Genomic DNA, 18,038 nt, shown 5'->3' with positions numbered 1-18,038 from the left:
TCACATCGAGGTCATCGAGGCGCCGATCGCAGCTCTGCCAGGATCTGACGCGCCATGTTCGCATGGCCCGCAGTGTTCGGGTGCAGTGGCACCGCGCCACTTTCGATCGTGATCGGGCCCTCAACCCACCGCTGCTCCGGAGGAGCACACATACTGTGATCCCGCGTCGATTCCAGAAGGTCGACGTATCGCGCCTGGTGGGCGACCGCTTCGGCCTTCATGGCGTCGTTGAGCTGCTCGATGTGGTCCTGGACGTAGTCTGCTGCCGTGGGCGACAGCGGCTGCACCGCCGGACATCCCCCCGGGGGGAATACTGTGGGATAGCCGACCATGATGATATCCGCACGGGGGGCGCGGGCTCGCACCTGTTCGATCACCTCACCATAGGTCGGCTTGAACCGTGCGATGCTGTCGTCGAGTTCGCCGGAACGTCCCTGGACTTCGCACGCACTGCCGAGCAGACCACCGACAAAGCACTCGACCGCGAGCTTGGCAAGTCCGATATCGTTGCCTCCGATACCCACCGTCACCAGGGTTACGTCCGTGTCCAGCGCGGCGTACTGGGGCGGCTCGGTCGAACCGTCCCTACCGGTGCGTGACGCAGTGAAGTCTGCGGTCTTCGCCGAGCCACATGAGACGTCGCGCAACTCCGCCACCTGGAGGTCCCGGGCGATCAGATGCGCGTAGTTTTCCGCGGAGCGATCGCAGAAGCCGGCCGAAGCACTCGGATCCATACCCCCAGCGGCGAATGAGTCACCGAGGGCAACGTAGACGGGTCCGGGTCCGGGCGGTGCGGCGTCGGCAGTACCGCCCACGGTGGCGGCCCCTGCCAGCAGGAGCACAGCGAGTGCCGTTGGCGCGCCACGTATCCATGCGTTGGTACGGAATGTGGACAGTGTCATGAGAACGAACCTTCCTGGATTTCAGCGAACTGATTTGATCGGCCAGATGGCGAAAGCGCCGAGCACGGAGAACGCGATGCCCACCGGGAAAAGCCCGGTGTACCCGAACATGCCGATGACCACGCCGGCGATCCCGGGACTGATGGTTTGCGGCAGTGTCGCCGCGATGTTGACAATGCCGAGATCCTTGCCGAAGGACTGCGCGTTGGGCAGCACCTCGCTCATCAGAGCGGTGTCGACGGCGCCGTACATGCCGAAGCCGAGGCTCAGCACGGCGGCCATGAGATACCACGCGGTCAACGTGGGCCAGGCCCAGGGCAGGGCCAGCGCGAGACCCATGACCATGGACGCGCCGAACACGAAGGGCTTGCGGCGCCCGAAGCGATCCGAAATCAGCCCGGCCACGACGTTGCTCGTCACGATGCCGGCCAGCGCTATTACGCCGATTACCGGGATCACCTCGTGGGGTTGTTCCACGCCGATGTAGTCGGAGAGCAGGTACAGCTGGAATCCCATCACCATGAAGTAGCCGGTGAAGAGCAGCAGCCGGGCGGTGAAGGCCCAGAGAAAGTCTGGATGCACTCTCGGATCGACCCAGAACGTCCTGACGAAATCCGCCCAGCGCCAGGGTGGCGCCGGCAGCTCGAGACTGGATCGGTCGGGATTGCACGCCACGAAGAGGATCATGACCGCGAGGTTGACTGCGGCGAAGAAGACGTAGCCGACAACGAGGTTGCCATACAGCAGTGAGGCGATGGTCGACCCGAGCAGCGAGCCGGTTGTGAGCGCCACGCCCACAACCGCGGCGAAGGTGCCCCGGCGGCGCCGTGGGATGCGGTCCGGAAGGATCGCCGACAGTGGTCCGGTGACGAAATTGAAGGCGACCTGGGCCAGCGACCAGGCGATGACGATGGCTTCCAAGCTGTTCGCGGCCGCAAGGCCGACGAGAGCAAGGGCACCGGCGAACGCGCCGATCACCGCCCACGGTGCCCGCCGTCCGAATCTGCTGCGTGTCCGGTCCGAAACCTGACCTGCAATAGGGGCGGACACCATTGCGCAGAATGCGCTGATGCTGAGCACCACAGCGAGATTGGATTCCTTCGCGGCCGGATCGAGCAACTCGAGCTGGCGTGGCAACAACACCCCCGGCACAGCGCCCGCCACCAGGAACAGCACCATATTGACCGGGAACAGCCAGGCGATCAGGGAGTTCACCGAGCCTCGCACGAGCGGAGGCGGATCGTCGCTTCCGGTACCGATCACGAAGCCGGTCGGCTCATCGACGAGTTCACTCTTCACGGCTGTTCCTCTGAGGTTCGGCATCGATCGGCAGCCGTAGCACCGAGGCTCCGTCGGCATGTCGGATCTCGTGCTTGTTCGAGTGCAGAATCGCTGCGGCAAGCGGGTTCTCGCCAGTTCCTGGATTGCGGGAGTATTGGGGGAAGGAGCCGCCGGCGACGAGGAGCCGCACCCGGTGGCCCTTCCGAAACAGGTACGCGGAATCGTTCAGCGTCAGAGCCAATTTTCCGCTACCACGTCGGCGTCGGTAGGTTTCGGTCACAGTGCGCGAACGACCCTTCCGATCGACATCGCTGATCCGGACGAAGACGTCCGAATCGGCGTGCTCGGTGCTGTGGGAGAGCAGTACCGAGGGCGCACCGAACAGCCGCAGATCCGATCGGAGGGGGTCGGAGTTGTAGATGAGTAGATCGTCGCGCCGGGCGTACGCGGAGTCGTCGCGATATCCACCACCGGTCAAGAGGTTGCCGCCGATTGTGGGTGTCGGGTGCGCTGGATCGAACACGAACGTCGCAGGCAACGCGGTAGGGCCGGGAGCCTCGGGATCCAGCTTCCCACCCGGGTGCAGGTAGAGCGTCATGGTCGTGCCGTCGGTCGGCGGCCACTCACGAAGCTCCCGCCAACGCTTTTCGACAGCGACCTGTACCCGTACGCGCGAAGGCCGGCGGAGTGGAACGGTGTCGGCGAGGTGAGCGTCCAGCCAGTCCAGTGTTTCGGGCCCGATGATCGGCTGACCACGAAAGAGGATGTCGATGTGGGTCCAAGCGCCCACCGTGAGAGCGACATTCGCGCCGCGCTCACGTAGCCGAGCGTACTGCCGCATGGATTGGGGCAGAAACACATCCTGCCAGCCGGCGAAGATCAGTGTGGGTACGTCGGCGTTGTCCAGAGCGTCGGCGTGTCGTTCCGGTGCCCAGAACGGGTCTTCGAGGTCGTCACGGACCAGCCGGTCCAGCAACCATTCGCGCCCGGCCTCCAGGAAGAACCGGCGGGCCGCAGGCAACATCGGCACGGACTTCACCACCTCGGCGACCCGTTTCCGTGTCTGCGCCCGGCTGAGTATGCCGCGCAGCGGATTTGGGTCCTCCGGTGCGCCGACATCAGCGCTCCAGTCCACGAGATCGAACCGGAAAGAGCCGGTGCCCCAGGTGTGCCTGCTGAAGTCGTGCGGCGCCATCGTCACGACGGCGGCTGCGAGGTCAGGCGGCGGATCCGACATCAACGCCCACTGGGTGTATCCGAGATAGGAGCCGCCGATGGTGCCGAATCGCCCTGGATACCAGGCCTGCTCACGCATCCAGGTCACGACGTCGTGGTAGTCGTTCGCGTCGGCGCGGATGGGATCGAGGTCGCCTCCGGAATCGGCAGTGCCGCGGCTCGAGGCGAAGAGGACCGTGTAGCCCTGCCCGGCGAAGGCCCGCGCGAATCCGACCGACATCGCAATACCTCGACCGTAGGGCCCGACGGCCACCAACACTCCCTTCGACGGCACGACCGGGGTGAAGAGATCAGCACCGAGCGTCACTCCGTCGCGAGTCGGGATCCGAACCGTTCGGGTCCGCCACGGGGTGGGTTCGGGCAGTCGCGCGCGCCAGGCGTGGAAACGGTTCACCAACGGCAGCGTCGGCGCTTTCAGCGCATCGTCCATCGCCCGGCTGCGATCAATGCGGATGCTGTTCATGCTGTACTTCCTCACGTCATGGTTCGGTCGCACGGTCACCCTGTGACCGCCGACAGCGCGGCGAGGTAGCCGTCGCGGTAGCCGTCCGTGGTGGGGTGCAGCGGAGCGGGGAAGCTCGCCGCAGGGTTGATCCAGGACGACGAGGAGCACACGCCGTGGCCGGCGAAGGCGGCGCGCACGTCCACGAATCGGAAGCCGGCGTCCGTAGCGCGCTGCGCGAGAACACTGTTCAGAGCATCGGTCGCTCCGTTCAGCACTCGGCGCTCGTCCAGGGTGGGCGTCAGCGGGCTCGTGCAGGAACCGCCCGTGTCGAACAGACGCGGATAGCCGAGCACATAGACATCGGCTTTCGGCGCGGCGGTACGGATCGCGGCGTACACCTCGGTGACCGCGGCCGTGCGGGCAGGCAAGTTTGTTGTGAAGTCGTCGATGAGCGTCCGGCACCCTTGGTCGTCGCGGAGCAGGCATGCGCTGACCTGGTCACCCAGTTGAACGTCATTGCCACCGAGGGTGATCGTGACAACCTCGGTTTTCGCGCTCAGTCCCGAGAGCTGTGAACCGAGAACGTCACCGCTGACAGCTCCGCCGCAGGCGGCATTCACGAACGAGGCGATGCTGTGGGCCTTGGCCCAGAGCGCGGGATAGCCCTTGGCACTGCGCCCGCATCCATCGATCGGACCGTCTGCACCGAGACCTGCGGAGAACGAATCCCCCAGGGCCACATATACAGTTTTCGCGCCATAGCGGGGTGCGGCCGAGGACGGTGCAGTGAGGACGGTCGGCGCGGCGGCCAGCAGGAGGGCGGCGGCGAGGGCGCGTACGAACCGATGTTGCATGGTGACTCCAGAAAGGAATGGATGACGAGAGTGCGGGATCCCGTGGCAGCCAGCATATCCCCAAAACAGCACAGCTGGATGTTTTTCGATTTTTTCTCCCGACCGGTTTCCGCGGTGGTCGGTTATCGCACGCAGGGTGTCGAAATGCGTGGTCAAACGGTGCTGGTTCCCGGACCGACGGTCCAGCCCAGACAGGTGAGCCACTCGGCGTACCGATCGATCCAGTCATCGATGGGCCCGCCGGTTCGCCCCATACCGAAGCCATGGTGGGAACTCTGATAGGTGTGCGCCTCGACCGGCGCACGCCGTGCGTGCCACGCCTGGACGAGCGCGAGGACATCGGCAGCACAGAACGGATCCTCTGCTCCCACCGCCGTGAACAGCGGCGGCAGCGGGTCGAGCAACTCGCCCGTGCCGATGCGGCCGCCATAGATACAGGCGAGCGCATCCGGCCGCCGGCGCCGACCGGTGGCGCACAGCGCGGCGGTCGCCGCGTAGGCGCCTGCGGAGAAGCCGGTGACGCCGACCCGGTCTGGGTCCACGCCCCATTCCGACGCCCGCTCGCGCACCATTTCCAACGCGCGCGCTACGTCGTCCGCGGCCTCGGTGGCTGCCTCCTCCGGCGGGCCACTGTCGCGCATGGCCGCGAGCGCACGCACAAACCGTTCGGCGAACTCGGCCTGGGTACGGCCCGCCTCTCGCAGCCGATACTCCAGTACGAAGGCGGCGACACCACGCTCGCACAGCCATTGGGCGACATCACTGCCCTCGCTTCGTACGGATAGCATGTAGAAACCGCCGCCGGGTGCGACGATCATGGCCGCACCGGTGGCCACAGCCGGATCAGGCAGGTAGGGGGTGATCGTGGGCCGGTTCACCGCCCGGACAGAGTAGCTACCGCCGGAATCCTCGAACACGGTCCGGCGATCGACGGTTGCCGGAGGCGTGGGCCGAAGCGGTATACGGCGCTCATCTCGATCGGCGTCGACAATTCGCGCCGCGGCAAGCACGTTTTGTAGTGTCGCCGCGGCAGGGCTGATGGACTCAGGGGGCAAGGACATCATCGTCTCCATGTCGAAGGAAGTAGTGGGTGCGGCACATCGCCGCCCCGGGACGGTGCAGCGGTGATCATCGGCCGTCATGTCCGACCGTCGCGGGGGCGGCCGCCAGCAGATCGGCCTTGGTCGGGAAATGAGGCCGCATACCACCATGAGTCGTCCCGACGCGCTCGGCGACATCGCGCAGGGATCCATCGCGAAACTCCGATTCGGAGAACACCTGCGTCGCCGCAGCCACGATCTCTGCGCGACGCTGCGTCGACTTGGCGTATTCCCCCTGCTGACCGCGCGCCCGGCTGACTTCGCCTATCCCGCCGCCGTAACGGAAAGCGCCGCGCAACTCCGGCGAGTGCTGGCGCCGAACCCTGCTCGGCGAGAATGACTGCATGACCGCGCCACATCAGCATGACGACGCCGCCGGGGCCGCCCCCCATCGTGCCAACCGAGGCGGCCGGGGCGCCTACGCCAAATCGCCTGCACGGCGACGCGAGATCGTCACCGCCGCGATCGAGGTCTTCTCCCAACGCGGGTTCCGAGACGGTTCGCTGCGCGATGTCGCCGAGCGGGCCGGAATCACGCTGTCCGGGGTTCGCCATCACTTCCCAGCCAAGGTCGACCTCTTGCAGGCGGTGCTTCGCCAGCGCGAAGACGATTCGCTTGCCAAAGGCGACCGCATTCGAGCGGAGGGACTCGACGCGGTGCGCAACTGGATCGAGGCCGTGGCCGAGAACGTAGCCGAGCCGGTACTGGTGGAGCTCGAGTTCGTGCTGGCCGGCGAGGCCGTCTCGACCGATCATCCGGCGCACGACCACTTCGTGAGGATGCAATCCAAAAGCGAGACGATCTTGAAGCGAGCGTTCATCCGGATGCAGGAGCAGGGCCGGCTGCGTGACAGTATTGATCCAGCGCGGGCTGCCCGAACCTTTCTCGCGGTCACCCAAGGCGTGCAGTCGCTGTGGCTCAGAGACCGCAGCATCGACATCGCCGAGGTACTGCATGCGCAGCTCGACGCGATGCTGCGCGCACCCGACGCAGAATAGAGCCCGTTCGGCCTATTCGGGCCAACCGACAGGTCCCCCATCACATCGTGCGAAAACACCAGCGTTCCCGACCGACCGCCGAGCACACGTGTCGTTTCCGAGCCGCCGGCGACTCCACAATCGACCGGAGTCCGGATCACCATGGGCTCCTTCGCATTCAGAACAGATGGGTACCGCTGCCGATCGAGTACCGCTCCCCGCGCCAGTACACGGTGGCTGTCGTATTGCAGGGAATCACGACCTCGAGTTCCTCCTGAGTCCAGCGCACTGACAGCAGCCCGAATTCGGTCAGCAGGCTGCGGTTGCACCAGCTCAACCCGATCTCGGTGCGTGGAGCGATGATCGTGTGCTCGTATCCGGGGATTGCCGCGCGAATGCCCGCAACCTCCCGGCAGATCCAGTCATCGACGCATCCGAACGCGTAGTGATCGAGGCTGGAGGTGCCCGGGGTGCCGTCCGGCGCCACGGCATCCCAGTTCTCCCAGATAGCGGTCGCGCCCATGTCCACCTGATATAGCCACGACGGCTGCCTGCGTTCCCACAGCAGCGCGACGGCGAGATCCGCCCGGCCTATCCGGACCAGCACATCCAGCAGGAACGGCGTAGCGAGGAAGCCCGTATCCAAGAGCCCGCCGTTGGCCTCGATGAGAGCGACCAACCGCTCGGCGTAGGGCTGCCATCGCTCGGCCGGTACGAGGTCGAATGCGAACGCGAGCACGTAGGCGCCCATTAATTGGGTCGGCAATTCCACGTCGGACATGAAAACCTGATGGATGGCGTCGCGCATGGCTGTCGCGTGTGCGGCGTACCGGGCCCGCTCGTCGGGATAACCGAGGAGTTCGGCGATATCGGCGAGCAAGCGAACCGAGCGATACCCGAAGAAGGGCGCGACATAAGCCGCGGACTCCGCACAGATCTCGAAGTCTCCACCGCGCTGCCGCTGGCTGGGAATCAGCCACTCACCGAAGTGAAACCCGGTGTTCCACAGGTGCCGGTCCAGATCCTCGGGGAGACCACCGCGCTCGTTACGAGCGGTGGCCAGGACAGAATCCCCCCACGCCGACATCGAGGCCCAGGACTCGCGGAGTACCACGGTATTGCCGGTGGCCCGATACATCTCCCACGGCACGAGGACGGCGGCATCGCTCCACCCGGCGATACCAGCGACGCCGTGGGTACCGTGCTGTGCACTCATGGTCAGGGTGAGGCGTTCGTACGGAGGGGTGAACGGCACTGTCATCGGGACGGTGCCGTGCCGGGCTTGCTCGGCGGCGAGATTCGCCAGCCATGCGGTGAGGAACGCAGTCAGGTCCTCGTTGGCGAACGCGGCAGGAGTGTAGATCTGGATGTCTCCGGTGAATCCGGCCTTCTCCCGTGTGGGACAGTCGGTGGGAATCGACATCATGTTGTTGCGCTGCGACCACAGCACGTTCTGGTGGAGTCGGGTCAGCGCGGGATCCGAGCATTCGAAGTGTCCGGTGCGCTCTTTCGGCGTAGTGAGCAGGACGGCGGTGAAGCCCTCGGTGCGGACGACGGGCAGGCCGGATACACGCAGATAGCGGAAGCCGTGGAATGTGAACAGCGGCTCGTACAACTGCGGCGATCCATCGGACACGTAGACATCGCGCTGCCCGGCGTAGGTACCGTTGAAATAGCCGCCGTCGGCGGTCGTGGTCTCGAAGTGATCGAAGATCACCTCGGTGCCCGCGGGCGCATCGATCCACGCCCGGGCCCGGCCGGCCACGATCTGACCGAAATCGACGATCGTGTCACCGTCGATCGTGGTGTACACACGACGGGCCGGAAGCAGCTCCACCGGACGGATCGGATCGATCGGCTGAGCAACGAGGTGGGTATAGCCGAGATCGACCACCTCGACCGGATGTGGCTCGCCGAACGGCACAGTGGCGTCGTAGCGCTCACCCCAAAAAAGGTCCGACGATCGGACCGGTCCGGTGCGGCAGATCTCGGTTCCATCCGAGGCGATGATCTCCGAACTACCGTCGGCGTAGCGAACGTCGAGCTCATACAAGATCGCGGGCACCGTGCGCGGTTCGTCGGCGGCGAGCGGACGGGTGGCAGGGCAGAAATACCACCCGTCGCCGACATAGAGCGAGAGTTCATTCGCGCCCGCACAGAGGAGCCCTGTTACGTCGTAGGTCTGGTAATAGAGCCTGCTCCGGTACACCGAGAACTCCGGCGCCAACTCCCGATCATCAAGACGCGCGCCATTGAGCAGCGGCCGATACGCACCGAGAGCAGTGGCGTAGAGCCGAGCGCGACGCACCGGAGCTCGTAGCCGGAACGCCCGGACGAACTGTACTGCCGGCGGCTGGGTTCCGTGCCCCCAGTCCGCGCCGGGCGCCGGGCGTGGAATCGTGCTCTGCACCCAGCGCCCGGCCCAGTCGTCGTCGAGAAGAGCTGTCTCGAAGCAGGCCGACGCCGTGGCGACGGCACCGTGGTTGTCCTCGACCTGCACAGACCACTGGTAGGCGGTCCGGGCGGTCATTGGCGGTCCCTCGTATTCGACGAACGACTGCTTGCGGCTGGGCACGATGCCCGAATCCCATACGGTGCGGGTGCCGTCCCGCACAGTGACCTGATAGGTGGCCTGTCGCGTGTTCGCCGCGACGGCGGCGATGTTCCAGGAGAACTCCGGTGGCTGGTCGATACCGAGCGGATCGACCCGGTGCAATGTCCGCAGTCGCTCCAGCCGCATCTCTGGGTCTCCCTGAATCATAGTGCGACAACCCTTTTCATGATCCGTCCGGTAGTGCGGAGGAGCCGGTTCCGAGGGCATCCGCCGAACCGGACGGTGGACGCAGCCGCGCATCGGGAGCTCCGGTGCCACCGGACTGCAGAGCCTCGGCCTGCCCCGCGTAGGGACTCTGCCCCGGCGGTGACTGCACCGTTGTGAGGTAACTCCACCCGGAGCCGGCAAGGGCTGCGGCACCGCCGATCAGCGTGCCCACCACGCCACCGCCCGCGGCAAGGGCCGCGACCGCGGCCGGCGCGACTGCGAGGCAGCCCGGACCGGTCACCAGGCAAGAGCTCAGTCCGAGACCGAGGCCGACCACCGCGCCCACCAATGTTCCGATGGCCGAACCGGCACTCGTGAATTGGCCCAGGTCGTCGGAAAGCCGGGTGAGCGCCAGCTGATCCTCCAGTGGCGAGGCGACGGGCGTGATCCGGGCCGCCGCAACAAGATCCGGGGTCAGGGTCAGAGTTCGGCCGTCTGCGGAGATGGCGGCGTCCAGTGCGACCGGCTGCCGATTCACGGTGACGGCAACGGGCAGGGTCATCGTTTCTGCGCCGCCGGTGTCGACGACCGCGATCGATCGGTCGTCGAGGCGCCCGAATGTGGCGTCGTCGAGAGTGACAACCACCGACGTCCCAGCGACAGCGGCATGGAACCGCCCCGGCGGTGCGGCCTGCGCCGCGTTCCCCGTACCGGCCAGCACCGCGGCCGCGCTCAATATGGTGACAAAGGTTGCATGACTACGCATCGGAGGAATGTCCCTTCTCACCGCGGGGTGTCCGCGTACTTGCTGCCGCCCTCAGGGGCGTTCAGGACGCTGAAGTATTCGAAGGCCGCGCCGACCGCAGCCGGGCCACCCCCGAGTACTGCCCCGGCGATTCCGCCGACCCCGGCGGTGAGCGCCATGATCGGCAGCACGGCCACCACACAGCCCAGACTCAGCGCCACACAGCTGGCGCCGGACAGTACGAATCCGATGCCGATCCCGGCTACCGCACCGATCGCGGTACCGACCAGGCTGCCAAGCGACGACCCGATGTTGACAGCATTGATCACGTCGTTCAGCGCCAGCTGGTTCTCTCGCGGCGACGCGATCGGCCGCAGCGCGGCCCTGTCGAGGCCGGACAGGTCGGGCGTGAGTGTGAGGGTGCGACCATCCGGGGAAATCCACTGCCCCAGCAGGATCCGCTGCCCGTCCAGAACGGCCGAGGTCGGCAGCGTCTCGAGTACCCGGCCGTTGCTGTCGCGCACGTCGGCTCCGGCTGTGGTCGTGGCGAAGGTGCCGTTCTCGAGCGTGGTCACTACCGAGGTACCAGCCAGCGATGAGTGATAACTGACCGCTTCCGGGGTATCGGCGGATGCGGTGGCTGTTCCGGCCAGCACCGCCACGGCGGTGGCGACCAAAGTTGTTGTGATGCGGTGCATCTGAGGATTCTCCTAGTCCGAGATACTTTCGGCGGTAAAGCTTGATGGGGAGGTGATGGCGACTTCGTGGGTGCCGGACAACAACAGGCGCCGGCTGCCGTCGGGCAGACATAGCTCGGCCTCGACGCCCTCGGGCACCACGCACCGAACCGTGATCACATCGGCGGGATCGCGGTGCCAGCCGCATTCGACGAGCCCGCGCGGGGTCTCGAGAGTGCCTCGGGCCCAGTCCAATCCGGGCCCCGGCTGGGGTTGGAATCGCACCCGGGAATACCCGGGCTCGGCCGGGCGAATGCCCGCGACGCACCGGTAGAGCCAGTCGACAACCGCACCAAGGGCGTAGTGGTTGAAGCTGGTCATCTCTCCCGGGTTGACGCTGCCGTCGGGAAGCAGCGAGTCCCACCTCTCCCAGATCGTCGTGGCGCCCATGCGGACCGCGTAGAGCCACGAAGGCGGGTCGTCGGCCAGCAGCAGGCGGTACGCGGCGGATACGTGACCGGTCTCGGTCAGCGCCCAGTTGACGTAGGGGGTCCCAGCGAACCCGGTGGCAACCCGGTATCCGGATTCCTCGACCAGCTGCGCGAGCCGAGCCCCGGCGAGTACCGCCTCGTCCGGTTCCAGCAGACCGAAATGGATGGCGAGCGCGTAGACAGCCTGTGCATCGGAGCGGATCCGGCCGTCGGTTCCGACGTAGTGCTTGCGAAACGCATCCCGGGTGCGCTGCGCCAGATCCCCCCATCGCTTCTGGTCTTGTTTCTCGCCCAGCACCTGAGCAGCACACGTCGCGAAACGTGCGGTGCGGTACAAACACGCGGTGGCGATGACAGCTGGATCGGACGCGGAGGCCAACGGCTGCTCCGGCGGCGCGGTCGGGTCCAGCCAGTCCCCGAACTGAAAGCCTTGGTCCCACAGATCGGTCGCGGACAGCCGGGGCAGCACGGATTCCAGGTGCATGACAACGGCCGGGTAGTGTTGCGCCAAGCGTTCTGCGTCACCGAACGCCCACCAGAGAGCTTCCGGCACCCAGGCGGCCGCGTCGCCCCAAATCGCGGTAGGGCCGAGAATGGCGGCGTGCTCCCCCAGAGCCTCGCGGGGGGCGAACTTCAAGACGTTGGGAACGACGAACGGCACGTAGCCGGAATGCTCGGTCTCGGCCCGCAGATCGAGCAACCAGCTGTGCAGCAGATCGGCACAGTCGAACTGATAGCAGGCACTCGCTGCGTAGACGGCGATGTCGCCGGTCCAACCCAACCGCTCGTCACGTTGCGGGCAGTCGGTCGGTAGATCGAGGAAGTTCCCTTTCTGCCCCCACACAGAGTTCTGCACGAGGCGATTGACTCGCGCATCGGAGCATTCGAAGAACCCGGTCCGACGCATCCGGGAGTGCACGACGACCGCTTCGAGGGCGTCCTCGCTCAGCTGGCCGGGCAGCCCGGTGAGCTCGACATAGCGAAACCCGTGGAAGGTCAGCGTCGGCTCGAAGACATCGAGACCGCCGGAGAGCACGAACGTGTCGGTGGCCCGGGCACCGCGCAGTGGGCGCAGCGCGAGTTCACCGCGTTCCACGACCTCCGCGTGTCGCAGGGTGATCTCGGTTCCCGCCGGGCCGGTAATCCGGAGCCGGCACCAACCGACCACGTTCTGCCCGAAGTCCACCAGTGTTGCGCCGGACGCAGTCGCCCCGATCGACACCGGCCGGAGGGTCTCCTGCCGCTCGATAGGTGGTTTCAGCTGCGGCACCAGAGTGGCCCGATCGATCTCGCCCACTCGTACTTCCAGCGGTACCGGCTGAGCTGACGCATCGATCCGAACACCGTCGTAGATGCTGTTCGCCGTTATCGAAGCGGTTCGCGCAGTCCAGCTCGGCCCAGTCGGCAAGTACTGCACAAGCCCACTCGAGTAGGTCAGTTCGAGCTCGCCGGCGAAGCCGATCTCGCTGCCGTAGTTCAGCCCGAGCCCTTCGAATCCGAGTTTGCCCCGCCACCAACCGTTTCCGACCAGCACCTCCAGCCGCGAACCGGCGCCAATCCGAGACAGCACGTCGTACTCCTCGACCGGCAGGCGCCATTCGTATGCGCTCCACCCGGGCGCCAGCAGCCCGGCACTCACGGGGACACCGTCGATGAATGCCTGGAAGACACCATGGGCGGTGCCGCGCAGGACCGCGCCGACGAGCGGTTCGGGTTCGAGTTCAACGACGGCGGTGAGTACGAAAGCGTCGGCGTCGGCCGACAGCAGCTCCGCACGATCGAGCACCTGCCACCTCTCCTTCTTAGATCGTCCTCCGGCAGCCTAGCCTAAAACAACACAGCTGGATGTATTTCGAGCAATCAGCCGATGGAGGGCGTATCTCGGATTTCAAAACCATCCATATGTACTTTTTTGGGATACCATGATCGGAATCGAGGTGCCGAGTTCTCGTCATCCACCCCTCTCCGGAGCCACCATGCAACCGTCGCTACGTACGCCTCCAACGCCGATGTCTACGTGCCGGGTACCCGCATCTGTTCGACGCGAGCGGGCACTGCTCCAGTCCGCTGCCACTGGGGCAAGAGCATCGCCGAGCGATCGACGACGCAACCGACTCGCTGAATGTTGCTCTCGCGCAAGCGCTATCGGAGGACGTCCTCCGATTCGTCGATGTACGGCCGATTTTCGAGGGCCACGGCGGCAGCCTGGTTCCACCTGGTGGCGAGCATGCCGGCTCCACTACACCCCAACTCGGCCGGTTATCGCGTCGGCTACTTCACCGCCCTACTTGTGGTCACCGGGTGATGGGACACAACACGACCATTTCGAGAAGGACACCATGAAAAGTTCACGCCCTGAACGCGGCCGGGCACTCCGCGCAGCGCCCGAGTCGAAGTCGGTCCTGCCGCTGTGGACTCGCTTCCACGCCCGCCGCGCCCGGCTGCCGAAACCCACGCCCTGGCGGATGCGTACGGTACGGATCCCGACCCGGGCCAATCTTCTGCTCGGCGCCGACCTCTACACACCGGTTACTCCCTCGAAGGGGGTACTGGTGGCCTTCGGCCCGTATGGACGCGGAGCCCCGCTGTCGATCGGATTCGCACGCGCCTTCGCTGGACAGGGCTACACGGTGCTCTTCGTCTCGAGCCGGGGCACCGCCGACTCCGAAGGCGACCTCGACCCCATCCGCACCGACGCAGAGGACTACCAGGACATCGTGGCCTGGCTGCGCGAGCAACTCTGGTATCCGGGACGATTCGGCACCATAGGCAGCAGCTACCTGGGCTATACCCAGTGGGCACTGATGTCCGACCCGCCCCCGGATCTCGCCGCCGCCGTGGTGACGATGGGGCCGCACGACTTCAGCCGTCACGTCTGGGGCAGCGGTTCCTTCCGCTTCGACATCCTCGAGTGGAGCGCGGATGTCGGTGCACCGGATGACCCGAACCCTCTGCGCGGCTGGCGAACCCGATCCGTCACCCGCAAGAGGGTCGGCGGCGTGGTGGCCGGCGTGCCGTTGCTGCCTGCGGCTGAGGAGTTCTTCACCGCAGCCGGACGGGCCTGGGTACTGGACCGGCTGCGCCGTGACGACATCGGCGACCCGTTCTGGGCACCGGAACAGCACACCGACGCGCTGGACATCTCCGACGTGCCTACCCTGATCTTCGCCGGCTGGCAGGACGTCTTCCTGTCACAGTCGGTGCGCCAGTACGCCCGGCTGCGGGAACGCGGCGCCGACGTTGCTCTCACGGTCGGTGCCTGGACGCATATCGACATCCTGCTGCGTGGACAGCCGGTGATCGGACCGGAAACCCTCGACTGGCTGGACACCCACCTGGCCGACCGCGACACACGCCGGCGACGAGCGCCGGTACGGGTTCAGGTCGGCGCCGAACAGCGCTGGCTGGAGCTGAGTGAATGGCCGCCCGCCGGCGCCTTCACGACGCTTCACCTGCACCCCGATCGAAGACTGACCGCCGAACCGCCGGGCCCCGACGCCGCGCCGGCTTCCTTTCTCTTCGATCCGGCCCGCCCAACACCGACCATCGGCGGCAATCTCCTCAACAGAGGCGGCTACCGCGACGACACCGCCTACGCCGAGCGCGACGACGTGCTGGTCTACGACTCCGAACCGTTGCAGGAGGAGCTGCGTCTGCTCGGCGCTCCCTCGGTGCTGCTCACCCACAGCTCCGAGCGCCGGGATGCCGATGTCTTCGTCCGGGTCAGCGACGTCGATCGACGCGGTCGTTCGCGCGCGGTCACCGAGACCTACCGGCGGTGGCAGGGCACCGGGCCGCTCGCTCTGACGCTCAACGACTCCGCGTATCTGTTCCGAGCCGGCCACCGGGTGCGGCTCATCGTCGCCGGTGGCTCCTTCCCTCAGTTCTCCCGCAACCCCGGAACCGGGGAGAACCCGCTCACCGCCGCCGTCCTCCATCCGAATCGGCATCACATCCAGCACGCCAACGGGGCCTCGGTGCTGCGCCTGCCCAATGCCGAACACAGTCAAAGGAACATCCGTGCACACCGAGCCGACTAGCGTCGAGCCCCTCACCGAGCGGTCCCGTCCGGTGACCGCGAGCGGCGACGACCCGCCCCCGCTCGTGCGCGGGTCGGTGAATTCCCTGATCGTCTGGCTGTTCCCGGCCAACCTGGTGCTGTTTCTGGTCGCCGGCGCGATCCCCGGACTGCTGCTCCCGCGCCAGCTCGAGCTGCTGGACCCCGGAGCCAAGGACTCCAACCTCGCCCTGGTGCTCGGTATCAGCGCGTTCTGCGCGATGATGTCCGCCCCTATCGCGGGTCAGGTCTCAGACCGAACGCGTAGCCGTTACGGCCGACGAGCACCGTGGCTGGTGATCGGCGCTTTCGCCGGGACGCTGGCACTCGTCGGCCTCGCTACCGCGAACAGCCTGACCGGCATCATCATCGCCTGGTCGCTGGCACAGATCGCCTACAACTTCGTGGCGGGGCCGCTGTCGGCGATCCTCCCCGACCGCGTGCCCCGGCGGAGGCGTGGTGTCGTCGCCGCGGTGGCAGGCGTAGCCCTCACCACGGGCTCGCTGATCGGTTCGACGATCGCTTCGCTGCTGTATGACGATCTCGTGGTCGGCTACCTCCTCTTCGCCACCATCAACCTCGTGGTCATCACGCTGTTCGTGCTGTGCAACCCGGACCATTCCAGTCGTGATCTCCCGGTGCAACAGTGGCACTGGGCTGATTTCGCGCGGACGTTCTGGGTGAACCCGCGGCGGCATCCGGACTTCTTCTGGGCGTTCTTCGCCCGGCTGCTGCTGTTCACCGGCTACTTCATGGTGAGCGGCTACCAGCTGTACCTGCTCTCCGACTACATCGGGCTGGAACGGCCCCACGAGGTGATCCCGGTGATCGGGGTTATCGCGCTGGCCGGTGTGGTGCTGAGCAATGTGGTGGCCGGGCCGCTGTCGGACCGGCTCGGACGTCGCAAACCGTTCGTCTTCGGAGCCTCGATCGTCATGGGAGCCTCCCTGGCACTGCCCTGGGCCTGGCCCACGCTCACCGCGTGGTACCTCATGATCGCCGTGCTGAGCCTCGGTTTCGGCATGTACGGAGCCGTCGACACCGCCCTGATGAGCGAGGTGCTTCCGTCCGCGCAGTCCTATGGCAAGGACCTCGGAGTCATCAACATCGCGGCGGCCTTGCCGCAAACAATCAGCCCGGCTGTGGCCGGGGTGGTCATCGGGGTGTTCGGCTACGCCGGACTGTTTCCGGCGGCCATCGTCTTCGCCGGGCTCGGAGCATTGGCCATCTGGCCCATCAAGTCCGTTCGCTGACACGGGAGGTTCGGCATCGTGCCGACACACATTATCGATAGATCGCGCGAACGCCGCGTATCCGTCTTGCTCGCCGCCTTCCTGGTAGCCGGCGCCGTGGGCGCCGCTGCGGGAAACACCGCCCCCGCATCCCAGGGCCAGAACACCGTCTACGTGGCCTTGGGCGATTCATACGCCGCAGGCGGGATGCCTCCCATCGTCTCGGAGGGCTTCTGCGGCCGCTCCGGCGGCAATTACGCACATGTGATCGCGCAGGAACTCGGCGTCGCCGAATTCCGCGACGCCACCTGCGGGGGTGCCAAGGTGGCCGACTTCACCGACCCGCGAGTCGATGAGGAGGGCAGGAGCGAGCCTGCCCAGTATGACGCACTTACCGCGAACACCACGCTGGTGACGGTTGGTATCGGCGGGAACGACATCGGCCTGCTCCAACTCGGGATCAAGTGCTACAACTTCTGGCGCCTGCGCGGTGCCGCCTGTGACGCCGGGGCCGGTCCGGACGGATACTCCGACAGCATCGGGGCCTACACCCAGAAGTACGGTGAGGTGATCCAGGAGATCCGTGCCCGCGCCCCACGTGCCGAGATCATCATGGTCGGCTATCCCACGGTGTTCCAGCGCGGTGGCTGCCCGACCGTACAACCGTTGCTACCGACAGACTCCGACTACTTCCAAGCCCGCATCGAACAGCTCAACGCCGCCATGCAGGCGCAAAGCACCGAGCACGGAGCCTTGTACGTCGATCTTCTGGAGTCGACCCGGGACCATGGAGTCTGCGCACCGCCGGAACAGCGGTGGCTCGAGGGCCCCGTCACGGTCGAACCTGACGCGGTGCCTCTGCACCCGAACTCCGCAGGCCATGCGAACGCGGCTCGCCAGATCCTGGCGGCGGTCCGCGGAGACTGACGGAGGGCTTCAGAGATGTAGCCGACGAGGTGCACGAAAGATAAACACCCCTGACTGGAGTCCAGTCAGGGGTGTTGGTGGTGCGGTCGGACGATGCCGGGGCCTAGGGCCCCCGAAGCTTCTCGAACCGCTTTGATCGACACACTGTCGTTTCCCGTGGGCCCGTGCGCGACGCCGACAGGCCAGATCCTGCAGGTAGTACCGATGGACCGACAGTGCCTGCCCAGTTCCGCCGACACAGGACTGGGTGTTCGAAGCTGGTCGAGCCGGCCTCGAACCCTTGACACGAGAGCGGGCTTGCTCGGCAGACAGACCGATGGCTTTTCGATCACGCATGCGAATCACCTGCCTGA

General features: G+C 66.2%; 14 protein-coding genes. 4 read left to right on the top strand and 10 right to left on the bottom strand.

Going from position 1 to position 18,038, the window contains the following annotated elements; all coding sequences use genetic code 11:
• Positions 1–11: 11 nt before the first annotated feature.
• From NNI01S_RS21130 to NNI01S_RS36570, 6 genes are all read right to left on the bottom strand, one after another.
• Positions 12–902 (bottom strand): SGNH/GDSL hydrolase family protein, encoded by an 891-nt coding sequence (locus tag NNI01S_RS21130; RefSeq protein ID WP_063917598.1) that lies wholly within the window; start codon positions 900–902, stop codon positions 12–14.
• Positions 903–923: 21 nt separating this feature from the next.
• Positions 924–2,201 (bottom strand): MFS transporter, encoded by a 1,278-nt coding sequence (locus NNI01S_RS21125; protein WP_063021865.1) that lies wholly within the window; start codon positions 2,199–2,201, stop codon positions 924–926.
• A complete protein-coding gene (locus NNI01S_RS21120) occupies positions 2,191–3,882 on the bottom strand; it encodes a CocE/NonD family hydrolase (RefSeq protein WP_063021864.1) in 1,692 nt (563 codons plus the stop codon). Before NNI01S_RS21120 ends, NNI01S_RS21125 begins: the two co-directional genes overlap by 11 nt.
• A gap of 35 nt (positions 3,883–3,917) precedes the next feature.
• Positions 3,918–4,718 (bottom strand): SGNH/GDSL hydrolase family protein, encoded by an 801-nt coding sequence (locus NNI01S_RS21115; protein WP_063021863.1) that lies wholly within the window; start codon positions 4,716–4,718, stop codon positions 3,918–3,920.
• A 152-nt stretch (positions 4,719–4,870) separates the two neighbouring features.
• Positions 4,871–5,791, bottom strand: coding sequence for an alpha/beta hydrolase (locus tag NNI01S_RS21110; RefSeq protein ID WP_169813004.1), 921 nt, complete (start codon positions 5,789–5,791; stop codon positions 4,871–4,873).
• A gap of 55 nt (positions 5,792–5,846) precedes the next feature.
• Entirely contained in the window at positions 5,847–6,164 is a 318-nt protein-coding gene (locus tag NNI01S_RS36570; RefSeq protein ID WP_084489142.1) for a TetR/AcrR family transcriptional regulator, read from the bottom strand.
• Here NNI01S_RS36570 and NNI01S_RS21100 point away from each other — a divergent pair.
• Positions 6,163–6,816 carry a TetR/AcrR family transcriptional regulator gene (locus NNI01S_RS21100; protein WP_063021860.1) on the top strand — a complete coding sequence of 218 codons (654 nt, stop codon included), beginning with the start codon at positions 6,163–6,165 and terminating at the stop codon, positions 6,814–6,816. The genes NNI01S_RS36570 and NNI01S_RS21100 overlap by 2 nt on opposite strands.
• Before the next feature lie 157 nt (positions 6,817–6,973).
• Here NNI01S_RS21100 and NNI01S_RS21095 read toward each other — a convergent pair whose 3' ends face one another.
• Genes NNI01S_RS21095 through NNI01S_RS21080 form a run of 4 tightly spaced genes read right to left on the bottom strand, consistent with a single transcriptional unit; the run spans position 6,974 to position 13,255 of the window.
• On the bottom strand, positions 6,974–9,535 hold the full coding sequence (locus NNI01S_RS21095) for an alpha-L-rhamnosidase (RefSeq protein ID WP_063021859.1): 2,562 nt from the start codon (positions 9,533–9,535) through the stop codon (positions 6,974–6,976).
• Positions 9,536–9,572: 37 nt separating this feature from the next.
• Entirely contained in the window at positions 9,573–10,322 is a 750-nt protein-coding gene (locus NNI01S_RS21090) for a DUF8020 domain-containing protein (protein WP_157114894.1), read from the bottom strand.
• A 17-nt stretch (positions 10,323–10,339) separates the two neighbouring features.
• Positions 10,340–10,999: a DUF8020 domain-containing protein gene (locus NNI01S_RS21085; protein WP_063021857.1), complete on the bottom strand. Its 660-nt coding sequence runs from the start codon at positions 10,997–10,999 to the stop codon at positions 10,340–10,342.
• Between the two features lie 12 nt (positions 11,000–11,011).
• Positions 11,012–13,255 carry an alpha-L-rhamnosidase gene (locus NNI01S_RS21080; protein ID WP_063021856.1) on the bottom strand — a complete coding sequence of 748 codons (2,244 nt, stop codon included), beginning with the start codon at positions 13,253–13,255 and terminating at the stop codon, positions 11,012–11,014.
• Between the two features lie 553 nt (positions 13,256–13,808).
• Between NNI01S_RS21080 and NNI01S_RS21070 the strand changes: the two genes are divergently transcribed.
• Genes NNI01S_RS21070 through NNI01S_RS21060 form a run of 3 tightly spaced genes read left to right on the top strand, consistent with a single transcriptional unit; the run spans position 13,809 to position 17,685 of the window.
• Positions 13,809–15,509, top strand: a complete 1,701-nt coding sequence (locus NNI01S_RS21070; protein ID WP_169813003.1) for a CocE/NonD family hydrolase — start codon at positions 13,809–13,811, stop codon at positions 15,507–15,509.
• Entirely contained in the window at positions 15,490–16,779 is a 1,290-nt protein-coding gene (locus tag NNI01S_RS21065) for an MFS transporter (RefSeq protein WP_218019230.1), read from the top strand. Before NNI01S_RS21070 ends, NNI01S_RS21065 begins: the two co-directional genes overlap by 20 nt.
• Positions 16,780–16,797: 18 nt before the next feature.
• Entirely contained in the window at positions 16,798–17,685 is an 888-nt protein-coding gene (locus tag NNI01S_RS21060) for an SGNH/GDSL hydrolase family protein (protein WP_245676309.1), read from the top strand.
• The last annotated feature ends 353 nt before the right edge of the window (positions 17,686–18,038 follow it).

The sequence above is a fragment of the Nocardia niwae NBRC 108934 = DSM 45340 genome, from assembly GCF_001613465.1.
GTDB classification, from domain to species: Bacteria; Actinomycetota; Actinomycetes; order Mycobacteriales; family Mycobacteriaceae; genus Nocardia; species Nocardia niwae.
The sequence above is the reverse complement of the archived record's forward strand: the minus strand, read 5'-3'. Positions and strand labels throughout refer to the sequence as shown.

What these genes read in the sequence shown, in the direction of transcription:
- NNI01S_RS21090 (WP_157114894.1), bottom strand. Translation starts at nt 10,322, where the DNA reads ATGCGTAGTCATGCAACCTTTGTCACCATATTGAGCGCGGCCGCGGTG.
- NNI01S_RS21110 (WP_169813004.1), bottom strand. Translation starts at nt 5,791, where the DNA reads ATGGAGACGATGATGTCCTTGCCCCCTGAGTCCATCAGCCCTGCCGCG.
- NNI01S_RS21100 (WP_063021860.1), top strand. Translation starts at nt 6,163, where the DNA reads ATGACCGCGCCACATCAGCATGACGACGCCGCCGGGGCCGCCCCCCAT.
- NNI01S_RS21115 (WP_063021863.1), bottom strand. Translation starts at nt 4,718, where the DNA reads ATGCAACATCGGTTCGTACGCGCCCTCGCCGCCGCCCTCCTGCTGGCC.
- NNI01S_RS21085 (WP_063021857.1), bottom strand. Translation starts at nt 10,999, where the DNA reads ATGCACCGCATCACAACAACTTTGGTCGCCACCGCCGTGGCGGTGCTG.
- NNI01S_RS21130 (WP_063917598.1), bottom strand. Translation starts at nt 902, where the DNA reads ATGACACTGTCCACATTCCGTACCAACGCATGGATACGTGGCGCGCCA.
- NNI01S_RS36570 (WP_084489142.1), bottom strand. Translation starts at nt 6,164, where the DNA reads ATGCAGTCATTCTCGCCGAGCAGGGTTCGGCGCCAGCACTCGCCGGAG.
- NNI01S_RS21070 (WP_169813003.1), top strand. Translation starts at nt 13,809, where the DNA reads ATGAAAAGTTCACGCCCTGAACGCGGCCGGGCACTCCGCGCAGCGCCC.
- NNI01S_RS21095 (WP_063021859.1), bottom strand. Translation starts at nt 9,535, where the DNA reads ATGCGGCTGGAGCGACTGCGGACATTGCACCGGGTCGATCCGCTCGGT.
- NNI01S_RS21120 (WP_063021864.1), bottom strand. Translation starts at nt 3,882, where the DNA reads ATGAACAGCATCCGCATTGATCGCAGCCGGGCGATGGACGATGCGCTG.